General features: G+C 38.4%; 17 protein-coding genes. 9 read left to right on the top strand and 8 right to left on the bottom strand.

The annotated features are described in order from the left end of the window. Positions 1–66 precede the first annotated feature (66 nt). Positions 67–1,719 carry an acyl-CoA synthetase gene (locus tag CAP51_RS16600; protein ID WP_087621878.1) on the bottom strand — a complete coding sequence of 551 codons (1,653 nt, stop codon included), beginning with the start codon at positions 1,717–1,719 and terminating at the stop codon, positions 67–69. Between the two features lie 320 nt (positions 1,720–2,039). Between CAP51_RS16600 and CAP51_RS16595 the strand changes: the two genes are divergently transcribed. The 3 genes from CAP51_RS16595 (at position 2,040) to infC (ending at position 5,341) form a co-directional block, all read left to right on the top strand. Then, a complete protein-coding gene (locus CAP51_RS16595) occupies positions 2,040–2,633 on the top strand; it encodes a LysE family translocator (protein ID WP_087621877.1) in 594 nt (197 codons plus the stop codon). A 228-nt stretch (positions 2,634–2,861) separates the two neighbouring features. Beyond that, entirely contained in the window at positions 2,862–4,784 is a 1,923-nt protein-coding gene (thrS, locus tag CAP51_RS16590; RefSeq protein WP_087621876.1) for a threonine--tRNA ligase, read from the top strand. Between the two features lie 5 nt (positions 4,785–4,789). After that, positions 4,790–5,341, top strand: coding sequence for a translation initiation factor IF-3 (gene infC, locus CAP51_RS16585; protein WP_087621875.1), 552 nt, complete (start codon positions 4,790–4,792; stop codon positions 5,339–5,341). A gap of 127 nt (positions 5,342–5,468) precedes the next feature. Here infC and CAP51_RS16580 read toward each other — a convergent pair whose 3' ends face one another. Together CAP51_RS16580 and CAP51_RS16575 are read right to left on the bottom strand one after the other, a co-directional pair. Continuing rightward, the gene (locus CAP51_RS16580; RefSeq protein WP_087621874.1) at positions 5,469–5,933 is read right to left on the bottom strand and encodes an Hsp20 family protein; all 465 of its coding nucleotides are present in this window, start codon (positions 5,931–5,933) and stop codon (positions 5,469–5,471) included. Positions 5,934–6,191: 258 nt separating this feature from the next. After that, on the bottom strand, positions 6,192–6,662 hold the full coding sequence (locus CAP51_RS16575) for a hypothetical protein (RefSeq protein WP_087621873.1): 471 nt from the start codon (positions 6,660–6,662) through the stop codon (positions 6,192–6,194). 133 nt (positions 6,663–6,795) lie between these two features. On the opposite strand from CAP51_RS16575, the gene CAP51_RS16570 reads away from it, so the two are divergent. The 4 genes from CAP51_RS16570 to rplT all read left to right on the top strand — a co-directional run bounded on the left by CAP51_RS16570 (position 6,796) and on the right by rplT (position 8,539). Then, the gene (locus CAP51_RS16570; RefSeq protein ID WP_087621872.1) at positions 6,796–7,125 is read left to right on the top strand and encodes a helix-turn-helix domain-containing protein; all 330 of its coding nucleotides are present in this window, start codon (positions 6,796–6,798) and stop codon (positions 7,123–7,125) included. 103 nt (positions 7,126–7,228) lie between these two features. After that, entirely contained in the window at positions 7,229–7,846 is a 618-nt protein-coding gene (locus CAP51_RS16565) for a glutathione S-transferase N-terminal domain-containing protein (protein ID WP_087621871.1), read from the top strand. Positions 7,847–7,970: 124 nt separating this feature from the next. Further along, positions 7,971–8,168 carry a 50S ribosomal protein L35 gene (gene rpmI / locus CAP51_RS16560; RefSeq protein ID WP_087621934.1) on the top strand — a complete coding sequence of 66 codons (198 nt, stop codon included), beginning with the start codon at positions 7,971–7,973 and terminating at the stop codon, positions 8,166–8,168. Between the two features lie 11 nt (positions 8,169–8,179). Then, positions 8,180–8,539 (top strand): 50S ribosomal protein L20, encoded by a 360-nt coding sequence (gene rplT / locus CAP51_RS16555; RefSeq protein WP_087621870.1) that lies wholly within the window; start codon positions 8,180–8,182, stop codon positions 8,537–8,539. A 41-nt stretch (positions 8,540–8,580) separates the two neighbouring features. Here rplT and CAP51_RS16550 read toward each other — a convergent pair whose 3' ends face one another. The 3 genes from CAP51_RS16550 to CAP51_RS16540 form a co-directional block, all read right to left on the bottom strand. Continuing rightward, entirely contained in the window at positions 8,581–9,738 is a 1,158-nt protein-coding gene (locus CAP51_RS16550) for a hypothetical protein (protein WP_087621869.1), read from the bottom strand. Between the two features lie 181 nt (positions 9,739–9,919). Continuing rightward, the gene (locus CAP51_RS16545) at positions 9,920–11,134 is read right to left on the bottom strand and encodes an Mrp/NBP35 family ATP-binding protein (RefSeq protein ID WP_087621868.1); all 1,215 of its coding nucleotides are present in this window, start codon (positions 11,132–11,134) and stop codon (positions 9,920–9,922) included. Positions 11,135–11,547: 413 nt separating this feature from the next. Beyond that, on the bottom strand, positions 11,548–12,012 hold the full coding sequence (locus tag CAP51_RS16540) for a hypothetical protein (RefSeq protein WP_087621867.1): 465 nt from the start codon (positions 12,010–12,012) through the stop codon (positions 11,548–11,550). Positions 12,013–12,333: 321 nt separating this feature from the next. Between CAP51_RS16540 and metG the strand changes: the two genes are divergently transcribed. Next, positions 12,334–14,391, top strand: coding sequence for a methionine--tRNA ligase (gene metG / locus CAP51_RS16535; RefSeq protein WP_087621866.1), 2,058 nt, complete (start codon positions 12,334–12,336; stop codon positions 14,389–14,391). A 64-nt stretch (positions 14,392–14,455) separates the two neighbouring features. Here the strand turns inward: metG and CAP51_RS16530 are convergent, their stop codons facing one another. Further along, positions 14,456–15,529 carry an NAD(P)-dependent alcohol dehydrogenase gene (locus CAP51_RS16530; RefSeq protein ID WP_087621865.1) on the bottom strand — a complete coding sequence of 358 codons (1,074 nt, stop codon included), beginning with the start codon at positions 15,527–15,529 and terminating at the stop codon, positions 14,456–14,458. Between the two features lie 171 nt (positions 15,530–15,700). Between CAP51_RS16530 and CAP51_RS16525 the strand changes: the two genes are divergently transcribed. Continuing rightward, positions 15,701–16,645, top strand: a complete 945-nt coding sequence (locus tag CAP51_RS16525; RefSeq protein WP_087621864.1) for an AraC family transcriptional regulator — start codon at positions 15,701–15,703, stop codon at positions 16,643–16,645. 149 nt (positions 16,646–16,794) lie between these two features. Here CAP51_RS16525 and CAP51_RS16520 read toward each other — a convergent pair whose 3' ends face one another. Next, the gene (locus CAP51_RS16520) at positions 16,795–17,418 is read right to left on the bottom strand and encodes a LysE family translocator (RefSeq protein WP_087621863.1); all 624 of its coding nucleotides are present in this window, start codon (positions 17,416–17,418) and stop codon (positions 16,795–16,797) included. Between the last annotated feature and the right edge of the window lie 589 nt (positions 17,419–18,007).

Raw genomic sequence — 18,007 nt, 5'->3', positions numbered from 1 at the left:
TTTAAGTATATAAGCCTGCGATCAATTTATGCTGAAGTATTTATCTTTGGCTGGACTATACGATATTTAACTGGCTGCAATTGATTCCTGTTCGGCACGTTGCTTGGCCCAATCTCGCAAGATAAATTTTTGTAATTTCCCGGTTGACGTTTTGGGAATTTCGGTAATGATGACATCTTTAGGGACTTTAAAACGGGCAAGCTCCTGACGACAATGTTCAATAATTTCATCTGCTGTGGCATTCATCCCCTGTTTTAATTCAATAAAGGCACAGGGTACTTCTTGCCAGCGTGGATCGGGTTTTGCGACGACAGCTGCCGTTAAAATTGCAGGATGGCGATACAACACTTCTTCTACTTCTAACGATGAGATATTTTCCCCGCCGGAAATAATCACATCTTTGGCACGGTCAGTAATCTTGGCATAGCCGTCAGGCTGGCAAACTGCCAGATCGCCGGTATGAAACCAGCCGCCTTTAAAGGCTTCATCAGTTGCAGCTTTGTTTTTTAGATAACCTTTCATGACAATATTGCCCCGGAACATGATTTCCCCCATGGTCTCACCATCCTTGGGCACAGGTTGCATGGTCTCCGGATCCAGTACTTTCATGCCATCCTGTAATGGATAAGGTACGCCTTGACGTGAATGTAAATGGGCCTGTTCCTCAATGCTTAGATCACTCCAGCCAGCTTGTGAAGCACATAGTGCAGAAGGACCATAGGTTTCTGTCAGACCATAGACATGGGTGACATTAATCCCGATTTTACGCATACCTTCAATAATTGCTGCCGGTGGTGCTGCACCTGCAACCATCACTTCAACCCGGTGATCAAATGCAATTTGTTGTTGTTTTGGCGTATTGATCAGCATCGACAGTACAATTGGTGCGCCGCAGAAGTAATCTACTTTATGTTGGGCAATCAGTTTAAAAATCAGCTCGGGATCGACTTTACGCAAGCAAATATTGGTTCCGCCATTGGCTGCCATGGTCCATGCAAAGCACCAGCCATTACAGTGAAAAAGTGGCAATGTCCATAAATAGGTTGCGCGTGGTGTCATGCCACAGGCAATGATATTGCTGGCTGCATTAATATAGGCGCCACGATGATGATATACCACGCCTTTGGGATTGCCTGTGGTTCCCGAGGTATAGTTTAAGCTGATGGCGTCCCATTCATCCTGAGGTAAATGCCATTCAAAGTCTGGATCACCTTGTTTCAACCATGATTCATATTCATAATCGCCTATCGCAATCTGTTCGCCATCAAATTCTTCATCAAAGACGTCAATCACGATGATGTCTTGCTGGGGAATCAGTTTTAGTGCCTCTAGTGCGACCTGACGAAATTCTGGATCAACCAATAGCACTTTGGATTCGGCATGTTCCAGCATAAATGCAATCGTTTTGGCATCCAGACGGGTATTTAAGGTATTGAGTACTGCACCCGCCATTGGCACGGCAAAATGTGCCTCAATCATCGCTGGAACATTGGCCAATAAAACCGAAACCGTATCGTTTTTGGCAATTCCTAGTTGCTGTAACTGATGGGCAAACTGGCGGCAACGCTGATATTTCTCCCGCCAACTGATATGACGACTGCCATGGATAATCGCGTCCTGATTTGGATAAATATAAGCTGCCCGTTCTAAATAACGTAATGGCGATAATGCAACAAAATTTGCTGCTGTACGCGGTAATTCATCATAGGCACTGACCATGTGCAATACTCCCTGTATTATAATTTGCGATAATGATAAATATCTTTTTAAGCATGGAATCTAGTTAAAGCTAGTCTAATTCTAAGCGAATTGCTTTAATGCTTTAGTCGCAAATTTGTACAAAACAGCGCTTTTAAGTCATTCATTTGGTCTAAAACAGCATCAGCATATCACGCCTGTATTTTAAAAATTATAATTTAACTCAATGAATAATAAATAAATATTTTTTGCAATAAAAAATTTGGTTACAACTGATAATTCGACAGACTACAATGTGCTGTGCGATATTTGGCACATCTTCTTTTTAGGGATAATAATTTATGGTATCGATTTTGTTTATTGGACTTGTTGTTACCATTCTCTTGACCCCGGGGCCAACCAATACATTATTGGCATCTTCGGGGATTCAAATTGGTGTCAAACGTTCATTAAGACTTATCCCAGCCGAAGTGCTAGGTTACCTTATTGCAATTACCACATGGGGATACTTGATTGAGTTAATCTCACATAGCTTGCCTTGGTTACCTTCTGTTTTAAAATTAATCAGTGCTGGATATATTATTTTTCTTGCCATTAAACTCTGGAAAAAATCTCTGGAGCAGGGCAATCTAGATCAACCAACTATTACACCTAAAGCATTATTCTGTGCGACTTTGCTGAATCCAAAAGGATTGTTATTTGCTTCTGCTATTTTTCCACCAGAAACATGGAATGGAATGCAGCAATATTTGATGCACATGGGGACATTTTTAGCGTTAATTATTCCAATTGCTTTTTTATGGATTGCATTTGGTGCAGCACTTATTTCTAATCAGGTGAAATGGTTGAATCAGGCAAATCTACAACGTACAGCGTCGATTATTCTGGTTACTTTCTCTCTGCCTTTAAGCTATTCAGCCATTACATCCTTTTAATTTTTGATCAATTTATCCCTGCAATAGGGATAAAATCTTGGCATGCCCTGATTTGACTCATTTCCATTGCTTAAATTGTTGATTCAGGGCGCTAAAGGTTTTCTAATTGGCTAAAGGCGTGTAAAATAACCGCTCTAATTTTTATACACCTGACTGATATTTTCTTTTATATCAATCTCGCGGTGACATGCTCCTTGGTGTGGGGCATCACTCCTTAAGGATTACATTATGCCAATTATCACTTTGCCAAATGGCGATCAAAAACAATTCGACCATCCTGTATCGGTAATGGAGGTTGCACAAAGCATTGGACCGGGACTTGCCAAAAATACGGTGGCAGGACGAGTCAACAACAAACTTGTTGATGCCAGTGACTTGATTACCGATGATGCAACCCTACAAATTATCACTCCCAAGGATGAAGATGGTTTAGAAATTATTCGCCATTCCTGTGCACATCTGGTTGGACATGCTGTTAAGCAGTTGTTCCCTGAAGCAAAAATGGTCATTGGTCCGGTGATTGAAGAAGGGTTTTATTACGATATTTTTACGCCAAAACCTTTTACTTTAGAAGATATGGATGCGATCGAGCAGCGTATGAAACAGCTGATCGATCAGGATTATGATGTTATTAAAAAAATGACGCCGCGCGATGAAGTGATTAAAACCTTTACCGAACGTGGTGAAATTTATAAATTGCGTCTGATTGATGATATGCCTGACGAACAGCAAATGGGCTTATATTATCATCAGGAATATGTTGACATGTGTCGTGGTCCGCATGTTCCCAATACAAAATTTTTAAAATCCTTCAAACTGACTAAAATTTCTGGTGCTTACTGGCGTGGTGATGCCAAAAATGAACAGTTACAACGGATTTATGGTACAGCTTGGGCGGATAAAAAACAGCTTGCTGCCTATGTAAAACGGATTGAAGAAGCTGAGAAGCGTGATCACCGTAAAATCGGTAAAGCGCTTGATCTATTTCATATGCAGGAAGAAGCACCAGGTATGGTGTTCTGGCATGCCAATGGTTGGACCATTTATCAGGTACTTGAGCAATATATGCGTAAAGTCCAGCAAGATAATGGTTATGAAGAAGTGCGTACACCGCAGATTGTTGATTTTACCTTGTGGGAAAAGTCTGGACATGCGGCAAACTATGCCGAGAACATGTTTACCACGCATTCGGAAAACCGCAACTATGCGGTCAAACCAATGAACTGCCCTTGTCACGTACAAATTTTTAATCAAGGTTTAAAATCTTACCGTGACTTACCAATTCGTCTGGCTGAATTTGGTTCCTGTCATCGTAATGAACCATCGGGTTCCTTGCACGGGATTATGCGGGTACGTGGTTTTACTCAAGATGATGCGCATATCTTCTGTACCAAAGAGCAAATCGGACAGGAAGTTGCCGATTTTATTAAATTGACGTTAGATGTTTATAAAGATTTTGGCTTTGAAGATGTTCAGATGAAATTGTCTACTCGCCCGGAAAAACGTGTGGGTGACGATTTACTTTGGGATATGGCGGAAAAATCTCTGGCAGATGCACTTGATGCAGCGGGTCTGGAATGGGAGTTGCAACCGGGTGAAGGTGCCTTCTATGGTCCAAAAATCGAGTTCTCTTTAAAAGACTGCTTGGGTCGAGTCTGGCAATGCGGTACAATCCAGTGCGATTTTAATTTGCCAGCACGATTAGATGCCTCATTTGTGACAGAAGACAATGATCGTGACCAGCCAGTGATGTTGCATCGTGCAATTCTTGGTAGTTTTGAACGATTTATTGGTATACTTATTGAACATTATGCCGGTTTTATGCCACCATGGTTAACCCCTGTACAAGCATGTGTGATGAACATTACCGATGCACAAAGCGAAGCATGCGGACAAGTTGTGGCAAAACTCAAGGAAAATGGTCTGCGGGCAATTTCAGACTTGAGAAATGAAAAAATCGGCTTTAAGATTCGTGAACGTACTTTAGAGCGTATTCCTTATCTACTGGTATTGGGTGATCGGGAAGTCGAAGAAGGTACAGTCAATGTTCGTACCCGTACAGGAAAAAATTTAGGTACTATGTCAATTGATGCTTTCATTGACCTAGTGAAATCTGCCGTCGCCGAACGTGGCCGGTATATAGTGGAGTAATAGCGATTAAACAGCCTGACCGTAACCAACAACAAGGTGCAAAAAGTAACCGTCCTGCCATCAATGACGAAATTCGAGCAAAAGAAGTTCGTCTTGTTGCTGCAGATGGTGAGCAACGAGGAATTGTTTCTTTAACTGAAGCATTAAAAGCTGCCGAAGATGCTGATCTTGATCTTGTTGAAATTGTGGCAAATGCTGAGCCACCTGTTTGTAAGATTATGGATTATAACAAGCACTTGTTTGATCTAAAACAAAAGCAGAAAGATGCCAAGAAAAAGCAGCATCAGGTGCAAGTGAAAGAGATTAAATTGCGTCCTGCAACAGATGTTGGTGATTACCAAGTGAAATTGCGTGCAATTTTAAAATTCCTTGAAGAAGGAAACAAAGTTAAAATTACTTTGCGTTTCCGTGGTCGTGAAATGGCGCATCAGGATTTGGGTCTAGTGCAATTGCAAAAAGTTGAGGCAGATGTTGCCGAATTTGGTGTAATTGAACAACCACCTAAAATGGAAGGTCGCCAGATGGGTATGTTGATTGGTCCGAAGAAAAGAAAATAATTCTTTGGATTAAGTAAAAGTAACGCTGTCTTTGGGCAGCGTTTTTTATTGAATAAAAAGTCTTATTGATACAGCAATAAAAAAATCGCAGTCTCATGACTGCGATTTTTAACTCATCATGTGTTGTCTAGGCTGTTACAGCATCTTGTTGTGCAATTTGTTCAGCAACCACCTTTTTGCCAATCGGAATTTGGCGAGGCAATTTTTCCTCTGGAATGATCCGCTGTAAATCAATCATCAACAAGCCATTTTGATAATCGGCATGCTGTACTTCGATATGCTCATCCAGACGCAATGACAATTTAAATGCACGATGCGCAATACCTTTATGTAAATATTCTGCGGTTTCATCTTTATTTTCTTCAGGTTTACCTAAAATAGACAGCACCTGATTTTCCAGATTGATTGCTAGCTCTTCTTGTTTAAAGCCTGCGGTTGCGACAATAATGCGATAATCATTATCCCCATGTTTTTCAATGTTATAGGGTGGATAATTCGGTGTATCGGCTTGCATCGCATAATCAAATAAATCATTTAATCGATCAAAACCAATACTACGACGGAATAATGGACTTAAACTAACACTACTCATTGATATAACCTCCTGATGTGTTCAGCAAAGTTTTATAAATAAGACCGTTACTGTTATGCCTAGCGCATCAACAGTAGTTGTCAGTCAATCATCATGTGAATACTGACAATAGATATATAAGTTCTGCTTAAAATTTTTCAAGAGAGCGTTTCAGAGGAAAAATTTAACTCGGTTGCGATAACACATACTCTCTGATTTTTAATTAAATATCATGATATTGCTGATTATTCTGCTAACTAAACTCTAAATCATGAATCCTTAATCAGGTTTTTTAGTCGCTTCAGAGTAAATGGTAACAGACTGAATGTGTTGTCTGGAGTGTTGAAGAATATGTCGAATGGTCATGTTGAGTAGAATGATATTCATATTGCGATGGAATTGAGGATCAACAGATTGATCACTTAAAACATAAGCAATTTGCATGAGGGGATCGGCACCGGAGGGTGTTGTTCGCCTGTGCAATGCAAGTGTTAGGTAATATTGATAAACCTCTTGTCTCAATTGAAAAGTCGCGGCATTGTACAAATCATATTTTTGTTGCATGAGCGACATAAATCGTAGATCAAAATGCTCGGTATGGTGTCCGGTTTCCTTGCTCAATGCAGTCATAAGACAAAAACAAAAATAATCGAGTTCTTCGGGGGGATTCAGTTTTAAACCAATACCTTCTAACTGCATTCTGGCTAATAAACTGATTTGCTTAAATATGTTATCAAAATTTGTTGTCATTTCCAGGAGGCCTGATCATTCTATTTTAAATTTTACAGTATTACAAAACCTTAGTATTGCATAACAATATATTTTTAACAATTAAAACAGTATTGCAATATCTGGTTGTAGTGATGTTTTATACCATCAGAACATGAATATAGGTCAAGCAGTACGCTATTTGAGAAAGAAAAAAGGTTGGACTCAGCAGCAGTTGGCCGATTACTCAAATACATCGAAAAGTAATATTTCCAATCTTGAGAATGGTAATCAAGGGTACAGTCCTGCAATACTTGAATATTTGGCGCGTGCATTTCATTGTTCGGTAGCACAGCTATTTTTACTTGCTGAATATCTGGATGAAGAAGGAAAAGTCACCAAGGACTGGCAGCATATGCCGATTGATACTTTGTTTATGCAATTACCAAAAGATGTACAGGACAATTTGCGTCAATTGATACATTTATTGCTTAAACCCGAGTAATGATAAATTTCAGTGCCGAGCAGAATTATTTTTGAGTAATGGTTATTTTTTATGATTAATCATTATATGATGCTTTTAATATCATTTTAATGTGTTAAAGATAATGATTGATCTCTATTATTGGGGGACACCCAATGGACATAAAATTTCAATTGCCTTAGAAGAAATGCAATTGGATTATCAGCTATTTCCCATCAATATTTCAAAAAATGATCAGTTTCAACCTGAGTTTTTAAAGATTTCTCCAAACAATAAAATCCCTGCCATTGTTGATCACGATACTTTTGATGGTCAGCCAATTGCGATATTTGAGTCTGGTGCGATTTTGCAATATTTGGGACGTAAAACAGGATTGTTCTATCCAAGTGCAGAACGTCAGCGTATTGAAGTGGAACAATGGTTGATGTGGCAAATGGGCGGATTTGGTCCGATGTTAGGGCAGAATCATCATTTTTCCCGTTTTGCACCTGAACGACTGGCGTATCCTACCAAGCGCTATCAGGATGAAACCAAACGCTTATATGGTGTTTTGGATCATCGCCTACAGGATCGTGATTATGTCGCGGGAGAATATTCCATTGCCGACATGGCGATTTTTCCATGGATGCTGCGTTATGACTGGCAAAGTATTGATTTGAATGATTTCCCAAATGCCAAATTGTATTTTGAGCGTATGCAACAGCGTGAAGCTGTTAAAAAGGCATTGGCGATTCAGGTTTAATGAATGCTCTCTGCGAAAAAAGACTTTTAAAATTTAAAAAACATCTATAGAATATCGCATCCCTTACCTGCAAGTCGTATTGCAATGGTGCAAACGTGCTGAACAGGTGCATAAAGAGGTTGTTATGGCAGTTAAATTAAAAACTCGCCGTGGTGCAGCTAAACGCTTTAAAGCGACTGCAAACGGTTTTAAACGTAAGCAAGCATTCAAACGCCACATTTTGACCAAAAAATCTGCGAAACGTATCCGTCAATTGCGCGGCTGTGTAATGGTTCACGTAAGTGATGTTGCTTCAGTTCGTCGTATGTGCCCATACATCTAAGGAGATTTTAAATGGCTCGTGTAAAACGTGGTGTAGTGGCTCATCGTCGTCACAAAAAAATTCTTGCTCGCGCAAAAGGTTATTATGGTGCTCGTTCACGTGTTTATCGTGTAGCGTTCCAGGCAGTAATCAAAGCTGGTCAATATGCTTACCGTGACCGTCGTCAGAAAAAACGTCAATTCCGCGCATTGTGGATTGCACGTATCAATGCTGGTGCACGTCAAAATGGTTTGTCTTATAGCCGCATGATTGATGGCCTGAAAAAAGCACAAGTCATCATTGACCGTCGTGTATTGGCTGATATTGCTTATCATGATGCGGTTGCATTTGCTGCTTTGGCTGAAAAAGCGAAATCTGCATTGGCTGCCTAAGTCATTAGGATGAAAAAAGGACCGCATATTTGCGGTCTTTTTTATTTACGGGCCACAATGGCAAGAAAGGCAATTACGGTCATCACAACCAATAAAAAACGGATAAATGCAAACTGTTCACTTAATAAGAAAATACCATACATTACTGCGAAAACTACAGCAAGGAAGAGTATGAGACTGAATAGACTCTTTATTACGCTTGGTTTATCTTCAGATAAATCGTCAGGTTCTTGGGGGATTGGAGGCGAGGGGATTTTACCAGTAATACTTTCGACAGGTAAGTTTTTGCAAGGAAGTGTCAAGCTTGTTTTATTGGTCATACCCGCTTGTGGATAGTCATTTGCAGCTCTACAAATCAGACTTATCAATTCCGTACCTAATGTTGTCTGATATTCATTAAACAATTTATATTCTTCATCGGACAATAGATGATAAGGACTACTGTCATTTTTAGGATGACAATAACTTTCTAAATCTAAAAATACACTTTGCATTTGTTTAATTAAGGAAAATGCTAAATTGTCACTTAAGGCTTGGTCTTGAATTAGAGGGGTGTCGTATCCATCCTGATAGAGATAAAGATTATTGGTCGCTTGTAATGGTTTTGCTTCATAGGGATAGTACTGAGCTGAGAACATTATATCCTGTAAGTTTTGCGCATAATTTTGCCATTCAATAGGTTGTACAAATGCTTTGACAGATTCTACTTGCGCTATACTAAGTCGGTATAATGTAAATAATGCATACGGGGAATGATTTTGATCACTTTCAAAACCCAAAAAATCTCGTGGATCACAATTTGAAGGTACTGTGATTTCGGTTTTAATTTTTTCAATACACGGTAATAGGGCATAGGTTTCTGAATTTTTGAAACTTAAAATAAGAATAGCCTGATTGCGTTGCTGGAAATGATTTAAACAGGGGAAATCTAAAATAGGATGATGAAAGGGCTGGGATTCAAAGAGTTCCACCAATGGAACAAGGTGTACTGTAGCAAGTTCTTGCTGGGATAAATGCACCGTAAAATGTTCGGTAGAATCATAGATTAGATCGCCTGTATTAAAATCTCTGACCAGAAAGATTGTCCCCAATCTCTTGATCCATGCATGTTCGATATAGGGATAATAAGTATCATGCCTTAAATAAGCATTTATTTGTTGATGAAGGGCAAAAATGAAATGCCAGGATTGATCATACATAGTTGGATTATTCTTCTGTGAAAGCTTGGCTTAATTTCGAGTTACTTTTGATTTTAAATAATAATGTGATATTTATTTAAAAATTGATGTATAGATTTGTATAGGGGTTAAAAATATTTGTTTTTTTGGTCCCCATGCGACATGAGGACCAAAGCAATATATTTTTGTTTGGTTAATAGTATTAGAAAATCCGCTTGTCATCCTGACGTTTAGGCAATTGATCGATACAGTGTTTTAGTTTTGCAGCAATTTCCATATAACTTTCATAGGCTGCATCCTGTACTGCAACACTCGGTTTACCTTTATCTGCATTTTCCCGAATGGAGGCATTGAGTGGTAAACGACCAAGCAAGGGAATATGATAGGCTTGTGCCAGTTTATCGCCACCGCCTACACCAAAAATCTGCTCTTCAAATCCGCAATTTGAACAGATATGCGTCGACATATTTTCGACTACACCCAATACTTTAATATTTACCTTATTAAATAGCTCAATGCCTTTTTGTGCATCCAGCAAGGCAACATTTTGAGGTGTGGTCACAATCACTGCGCCGGATACAGGAATGCGTTGTGCCAGCGTAAGCTGAATATCTCCTGTACCGGGTGGCATATCAATGAGTAGCACATCAAGCGTTGGCCAGAGGGTCTGGTTAAACAATTGCATTAAAGCCCCGGTTGCTTTCGGACCACGCCATGCGACAGGTGTTCGGCCATTTCCTGTCAAATGACCTATGGATAAGACTGGCATACCATAAGCTTCGAGTGGTACAAACTGTTCATTTTCAATTAACGGACTTTGTCCTTCATTGCCAAGCATGGTTGGAATGCTGGGACCATAAATATCGGCGTCGAGTACACCCACTTTTAACCCTAATTTTTGTAGTGCCAATGCTAAATTGACAGTGGTGGTGGACTTACCGACACCGCCTTTACCAGAGGCAACCACAATCACATGCTGGATATGTGGATGAGGTTTTAGTTGTGCTTGAGTTGGTGCAGCTTTTTGAATTGGCGCTTCACTTTGTTGCGGCTGATAATTTGCTTGCGCTTGTGCCAAATGCGCCTGACTAGCCGAAGCATCAACGACAGGTGGAACAGGGCTTTTACTGGTTTCTTTCTTTTTTTGTATGACATGCAGATTCAGTGTGTGGACGCCTGCCTGTGCAAGTTGAGCACTTAAATCATCATGAATTTTTTGTAAATGATCAACTTCATCTTCATAAACAAAGATGCTCAGTTGTAAGGTATTTTGTTCAACATTTAGTTGGGTAATACGTTCTTGTAGTGTGGTATTGGTATTTGGAAAGCTAAACTGCTCCAGACAAGCTTGAATTTTGGTTTCATCAATCTCTTGATCAGGGCTAAATTTTGCTTTTAACGCAGAAAACCAAGACATCTTAAACTCCAAGCAAATTTTACATTATCATCATGATGGTAGTTTACCTGTAATATAGGATAAGGTTAAGTACAATTAGGGTTTATTGAGATTTGATAAATAGGTTGCGTTGTAGGCTAAAATTTCTTTAAACAAGGCATGAAACGTAGGCAATGGTTATTTCCTTGTCAAGTTTCATAACGAAGTTTAGGGGGATTTTAGCCACAACCCTTTGGGACTAGGGTATTTTTTGACGCTACTGCGTTATGAATAGTTCATTTAGAATCACTAAATCTCACCATCCATGCCTTGTATCGCCTAAAAAATACCCGTTGTCGCAACCATAGATTAATTCTCAACAGACCCTAAAAAGCCGATTTAAATTTATGATGAAATTTAAATCGGCTTCGGCTTAACGTGTGTGCGTAAATAAATTAGCCTTTAAATTTATTTTTTAATTCATCAAATTTTTCAGTCGCTTGCGTTTTTAAATCACCAAATTTTTCAGTGGCTTGTGCTTTCAAGTCTTCAAATTTATGGGTTGCTTCTTCTTTAAGTTCAGCAGCCTTTTGTTTGGCTTCTTCCAGTTTTTGATTGGCTTCGGTTTTTAGATGCTCAAACTGATCTTTGGCTTTTGCTTTGGTATCATCAAGTTTGGCTTTCGCTTCGTCAACTTTTGCCTCTACCGCAGCTTTGTCTTCAGCATGATGTTCTTGAACATCTTTTTTTAGATCATCTAACTTTTTTTCACCTTCAAGTTTGGCTTCTTTTGCCGAATGCTTTAAATCATCTACAGTTTTTTCGGCCTGCAATTGGGCTTCTTTGGCTTTGTGTTTGATGTCATCACCAAGTTCGCTGGCTTTTGCTTTTAGGTCATCTATTTTATTTTCAGTTGTCATCGGGTTTACCTCATTTTATCGTATCAAGATTCTGGAGCATCTACTTTATGCTATTCACAGGCATTAAGTTTATAACTATTTCTTATTTATACATCATTTCATAAAGATAAGTTGATTTTGCTGCAATTTGATACAAAGTAAATACACAATCCATAAAGCGATCTGTTTTTATTAAGGATGCTTTTTATGGCATTGATTATGGCATTGATCAGTAGGGTGAAAATTTAAATTGTTGTGAAAAGATTTCAGTGAATCCATTATGCAACTCATGGTCAAGTCATGTAAAATCAAGGCCGTCAAATTTTTTAGTGAATGAGCGTTATGTCTGCACGTAAAATCCTGGTCACCAATGCTTTACCCTATGCCAATGGTCCTATTCATATGGGACATTTGCTTGGTTATATCCAAGCAGATATTTGGGTTCGGGCAATGCGTGCGATGGGACATGATGTAATTTACGTCTGTGCAGATGATGCGCATGGTACAGCGATCATGTTGCGTGCCGAAGCCAATGGCATTACACCAGAACAGCAAATTGCCAATGTGCAAAAAGAACATGAACGTGATTTTGCTGGATTTGGCATTAGTTTTGACCATTATGATTCAACCCATAGCGAAACCAACAAATTGCGTTCCGAAGATATTTATATCAAGAACCGTGATGTCGGTAATATTGTTGTGCGTCCTGTGACACAGTTATTCGATCCGGAAAAACAGATGTTTTTATCAGATCGTTTTATTAAAGGCACCTGCCCAAAATGTGATGCAGAAGATCAGTATGGTGATTCCTGTGAAGTTTGTGGAACCACGTATAACGCGACGGAACTTAAAAATCCACGTTCAACCTTAAGTGGTGCTACACCGATTGAAAAATCATCTGATCATTATTTCTTTAAATTGCCTAATTTTTCGCAGTATCTGCAACAATGGACACGAGATTCAGGTCGATTGCCAGTATCGATTGCCAATAAACTTGATGAATGGTTTGAAGCAGGATTAACTGATTGGGATATTTCCCGTGATGCGCCGTATTTTGGCTTTGAAATTCCCGATGCGCCGAATAAATATTTCTATGTTTGGGTCGATGCGCCAATTGGTTATATGTCTAGTTTTGAAAACTATATTAAGGCTCAACGTCCAGAATTAAGTTTTGATGAGTACTGGAATAAAGACAGTAAACATGAGGTTTATCATTTTATTGGTAAAGATATCGTTTATTTCCATGCTTTATTCTGGCCAGCGATGCTAGATGGTGCTGGTTATCGCACCCCAACCGGTTTATTTGTTAATGGCTTTCTGACAGTCAACGGTCAGAAAATGTCAAAATCTCGTGGTACGTTTATCAAGGCGGAAACGTATCTTGAGCATTTAAATCCTGAATATTTACGCTATTATTTTGCTTCTAAACTGTCCGATAAAGTTGAGGATTCGGATTTAAATCTGGATGACTTTATCCAGAAAGTAAATTCTGATCTGGTGGGCAAAGTGGTCAATATTGCCAGTCGTTGTGCCAAATTTATCAATAAAGATTTTAATAATACCTTATCGGAAAATTGTGCAGAACCTGGATTGGTACAAAGCTTTATTGATGCAAGAGTTTCAATCAGTAAAGCCTATGAAGATCGCGAGTTTAGTGCCGCAATCCGTGAGATTATGGCTTTGGCAGATCGTGCTAACCAGTATATTGATGAGAAAAAACCGTGGGCATTGGCCAAAGTTGCTGGCAATGAGCAACAAGTTCACGAAGTTTGTTCGGTTGGTATTAATTTATTCCGTCAACTGGCGGTGTATTTGTCGCCAGTAATACCAAAATTGGCCAATGAAGTTCAGACTTTCCTGAAACTGGAACAGTTTGATTTTGCCTCTGCCCAAACCATTTTGGTCAATCATCAGATTGCACAATTCCAGCCATTAATGCAACGTGTCGACAAAAAAGCAGTTGATGCCATGGTCGATGCGTCCAAAGATTCCTTGGCAGTAGAAGCACCGAAGGTTGAAAAGAAAAAGGCTAAAGTGGTTGAACAAAAGGTCGAGCTAAAAGCAGGCGAGGCCGACCCGATTACAATTGATGATTTTGTGAAAATTGATTTGCGTGTAGCACAAGTATTACAGGCTGATTTTGTTGAAGGTTCAGATAAGTTATTACAACTGACTTTAGATGTTGGTGAAACTGAATCTCGCAATGTATTTAGTGGTATTCGCAGTCAGTATGCACCAGAAGATTTGATTGGTAAATTGGTGGTCATGGTGGCCAATCTTGCCCCTCGCAAAATGCGTTTTGGGATTTCCAATGGCATGGTGTTATGTGCGGGAAATGATCAGGGTTTATATATTATCTCCCCTGAAAGTGGTGCCAAACCGGGTGATAAGGTATCTTGACCCTCAAATAAAAAAAGCGGCTGATTGATTAGATGCCGCTTTTTTTATTTTTGACATAATGAAATTAAGCTGTTGCAGTTGCTTTCAGGCTCTGCATATCAATCACAAAGCGATATTTGACATCACTTTTTTCCATGCGGTTAAACGCGTCGTGAATATCTTGAATGTTAATAAGTTCGATTTCTGCGGTGATATTATGTTCGGAGCAGAAATCAAGCATTTCTTGTGTTTCTAGTAAACCACCTACAGCTGAACCTACTAGACTACGTCGACCAAGTTGTAAAGACAAGCCAACGTTTTTGATGTGAATCCCTTCTGGGGGAATACCTACACAAATATGTATACCATCAAGTTTGAGTAAGGATAGATAAAAGTCAAAGTCATGTTTAGCACTAACTGTATCTAAAATAAAATCGAATGATGATTTTACTTTCTCGACTTGTTCAGGGTTAGTGGTTAAAATAAAATTGTGTGCCCCTAATTTTTTTGCATCAGATTCTTTACTTGGGGAAGTACTTAATACAGTAACTTCTGCACCTAAAGCTACACCAAATTTGACAGCCATATGACCTAATCCACCTAAACCTAATACAGCTAATTTGTGACCTTTACCTACTTTCCAGTGTTTTAATGGTGAATATGTAGTGATTCCTGCACAAAGCAAAGGTGCAGTTGCTGCAAGGTTTAGATTTTGAGGAATATGTAAGGTAAACTGTTCATTGCTAACAATAGTATTTGAATAGCCACCATAGGTTGGTAAGTTATCTTGATATTTATCCAAATTATTATAGGTTGCTACTACACCGTGTTCGCAATATACTTCTAGACTTTTATGACAATTTGTACAATGGCGACAAGAGTTTATTAGTGTTCCGACACCAGCAAGATCGCCTACCTTGAAATTTTTAACGTGTTGACCAACATCTACTACACGACCAACGATTTCATGTCCTGGTACCATTGGGAAAATGCCTTCAAACCATTCATTATTGATTTGGGCCAAATCTGAGTGACAAACTCCACAATATAAAATTTCTATTTGTACATCATGTGGTCCTACATCACGGCGTTCGAATGACCATGGTTTAAGTGTATCGTTTGCCTGATGCGCTGCATAACCTAATACTTGAATTGACATAGTTTTTCCATACTTGTTGTAAATGATAGCGCTATTCTAGAAAGAGTTGGGTAAAACGAATATGCAATTACTATGAGATTCTTGCCCATTTCTCCAAATTATATTTCAAAACGTCGTGTGTAAAATTCTAAACTGTTAAAATTACTGCTCTATATTTTTGTATTAATAGCTATGCCAGCATTCAAATTTCTAACTCAGCAACAACAACTTGCTCGCCATATTTTATTTTGGACAGAAAATAAGTTGCAATATGATATTCCTGAACTTGATATAAAATTATTTCGTCGTGATTCTCCGACAGAACCTGTAAGTTCTATGCAAGCTGCGAGTTTATGCGTAATTGCACAGGGTAAAAAGCAGGTTATTCTTGAAAATGAAAAATATATTTATGATTCAAAACATTTTTTAATTACTGCAATTGATTTACCAATTGTGGGTACAGTGATTGAAGCTTCCCCAGAACAACCTTATTTGGGACTAATGCTTGGCTTAGACTTATCGGTAATTACACAGATTTTAATTGACTTTCCACAACTTGAAAGACAATACAATCACTTAAACCAACAGCATTTAGAAAATAAAAATACAAGCAAAATGGGGATTGCAATAGGTCAAAATAATGGTCAACTTACAGAGGCTCTTTGTCGTTTACTCAATTTGATTAATCCTACAAACAATAATATACAGCAGGATTTAGTTTTTCTTGCGCCTTTAATTAAAAAAGAAATTTATTATTATCTCCTGTGTAGTGAACAAGGACAAAGACTGAGACAATTTGTATCTCGAGAAGCACATGGATACCGAATTCTAAGAAGTATTCAATGGTTACGAGAAAATTTCCCACAACAATTTAAAATTGAAGATCTTGCTAAATCCATTGGCATGAGTGTTTCAAGTTTTCATCAACATTTTCGAGAAGCAACTTCAATGAGCCCATTACAGTATCAAAAAAAATTGCGTTTAAATGAGGCTCGAAAACTTATCATGACTGAAAACTTAGATATTTCTGTGGCAGCTATGCAAGTCGGTTATGAAAGTTCTTCTCAATTTTCGCGGGAATATCATCGATACTTTGGTATAGCTCCCTCTTTTGATTTAAAACAGCATAAACTTTAAGATAAACAATAATCTATCTTAAAGAACTTAAATTAATCAATAGATGCCTGCAATCTTGTTATATATCCATGTGTTGTTCATTTAATTTGCTAGATTTATTGAGCTTGTAAACTGATAGGACTGGAAGCATCAGATATAAAATGAAATAATTATTTCATACCAAAAATTAATTTAATCCCCAATATCCCCAAAATTCCACCAGCCAAGCGATCAAAGACTTTTTTACTGCGTAAATAAACTTGTCGCGGTTTTTGTGAAGATAGAATCACTGAAACAAATGCATACCAGCCCGCATCAATCATAAAACAGAGTGCTGGAATAGCAATATAGTAATAACCAGGAATGTTTTTGGGCAAGAGTGCGGTAAAAATACCCGCCATTACGATAGCAGTTTTTGGATTACTCAGTTGTGTTAATAATCCCGAACGATAAGTGGTCCAATAATGAGTCTGTATGGTATGTGTTTGCTCAACGTTTAAGGGGGATTTGGCATGTTTTAAAATTTTATAAGCAAGCCAAAGTAGGTATAGACCCCCCATAAATTTAAGCAGCATATAAGCAGATGGCACAGCCAATAAAAATGCCTGTAAACCTAATACTGCTAATAATCCTAAAATTGCAGCACCTGTCCCTGTGCCTAATGCTGTCACCAGACCATGTTTCCGGGATTTCGCAATTGAATTTTGGGCGACACAAATAAAACTTGGACCGGGACTCATGGCACCAAGTATTAAAGCCATTGCGATTGACATGAGTGGAAATAAAAAATCCATGGAAACCTGATAGAAGATAACGAAAGTAAAAGTTTAACAGTTTTATTGAAAATTTTCTTGGGACAAATATATCCGCTTTATGTGGTAAACGACGGCGATTCTAATCATATAAAAATGAATTCTTAAAATTGTATAAAAAATTAACAGAAATTATGAAAAAATGGTAATAAACAGCTAGAAATGACGATAAAGTGATCATTTGGATGGGAAATCTAAAAAAAGTTAAGGAAAGGGGTTGCGTTGGTAGGGGAATACTGTAGAATGCACATCCATCGGCGGTGATGCAGATTAAAACTTGTTGAAAAACAGGGTGTTAGTTGGAACTTAAGGGTTTTTATTAATATTTGGTTTGAAGGAATAAGTTTAGAAATAATCGAAATTACTAGTTGACTTTAAAGAGATTTAGGGTAGAATAGCCGACCTAGCTTGCTGGTGACGAATCAGTAGGAAGATCATTAAGAGCATAGAAGAACAACTTGTGTGGATTTTTACTGGTTGGTTGATGAATATATTTCATTAATTAATTGGTTTAAATTACTCGAAGTTTATTTGAGAATATTTAAGTCAGTACGATTGATGAGCAAGAATT

Origin of the sequence: Acinetobacter populi (assembly GCF_002174125.1) — a bacterium.
GTDB classification, from domain to species: Bacteria; Pseudomonadota; Gammaproteobacteria; order Pseudomonadales; family Moraxellaceae; genus Acinetobacter; species Acinetobacter populi.
This window is presented reverse-complemented; position numbering and strand designations above follow the sequence as displayed.

Excerpts from the sequence above, each read along its gene's own strand:
- CAP51_RS16545 (WP_087621868.1), bottom strand. The coding sequence starts at position 11,134 with ATGTCTTGGTTTTCTGCGTTAAAAGCAAAATTTAGCCCTGATCAAGAG.
- rpmI (WP_087621934.1), top strand. The coding sequence starts at position 7,971 with ATGGCAGTTAAATTAAAAACTCGCCGTGGTGCAGCTAAACGCTTTAAA.
- metG (WP_087621866.1), top strand. The coding sequence starts at position 12,334 with ATGTCTGCACGTAAAATCCTGGTCACCAATGCTTTACCCTATGCCAAT.
- CAP51_RS16525 (WP_087621864.1), top strand. The coding sequence starts at position 15,701 with ATGCCAGCATTCAAATTTCTAACTCAGCAACAACAACTTGCTCGCCAT.
- CAP51_RS16595 (WP_087621877.1), top strand. The coding sequence starts at position 2,040 with ATGGTATCGATTTTGTTTATTGGACTTGTTGTTACCATTCTCTTGACC.
- CAP51_RS16540 (WP_087621867.1), bottom strand. The coding sequence starts at position 12,012 with ATGACAACTGAAAATAAAATAGATGACCTAAAAGCAAAAGCCAGCGAA.
- CAP51_RS16580 (WP_087621874.1), bottom strand. The coding sequence starts at position 5,933 with ATGAGTAGTGTTAGTTTAAGTCCATTATTCCGTCGTAGTATTGGTTTT.
- CAP51_RS16520 (WP_087621863.1), bottom strand. The coding sequence starts at position 17,418 with ATGGATTTTTTATTTCCACTCATGTCAATCGCAATGGCTTTAATACTT.
- rplT (WP_087621870.1), top strand. The coding sequence starts at position 8,180 with ATGGCTCGTGTAAAACGTGGTGTAGTGGCTCATCGTCGTCACAAAAAA.
- CAP51_RS16575 (WP_087621873.1), bottom strand. The coding sequence starts at position 6,662 with ATGACAACAAATTTTGATAACATATTTAAGCAAATCAGTTTATTAGCC.
- CAP51_RS16550 (WP_087621869.1), bottom strand. The coding sequence starts at position 9,738 with ATGTATGATCAATCCTGGCATTTCATTTTTGCCCTTCATCAACAAATA.
- thrS (WP_087621876.1), top strand. The coding sequence starts at position 2,862 with ATGCCAATTATCACTTTGCCAAATGGCGATCAAAAACAATTCGACCAT.
- CAP51_RS16530 (WP_087621865.1), bottom strand. The coding sequence starts at position 15,529 with ATGTCAATTCAAGTATTAGGTTATGCAGCGCATCAGGCAAACGATACA.
- CAP51_RS16570 (WP_087621872.1), top strand. The coding sequence starts at position 6,796 with ATGAATATAGGTCAAGCAGTACGCTATTTGAGAAAGAAAAAAGGTTGG.
- CAP51_RS16565 (WP_087621871.1), top strand. The coding sequence starts at position 7,229 with ATGATTGATCTCTATTATTGGGGGACACCCAATGGACATAAAATTTCA.
- CAP51_RS16600 (WP_087621878.1), bottom strand. The coding sequence starts at position 1,719 with ATGGTCAGTGCCTATGATGAATTACCGCGTACAGCAGCAAATTTTGTT.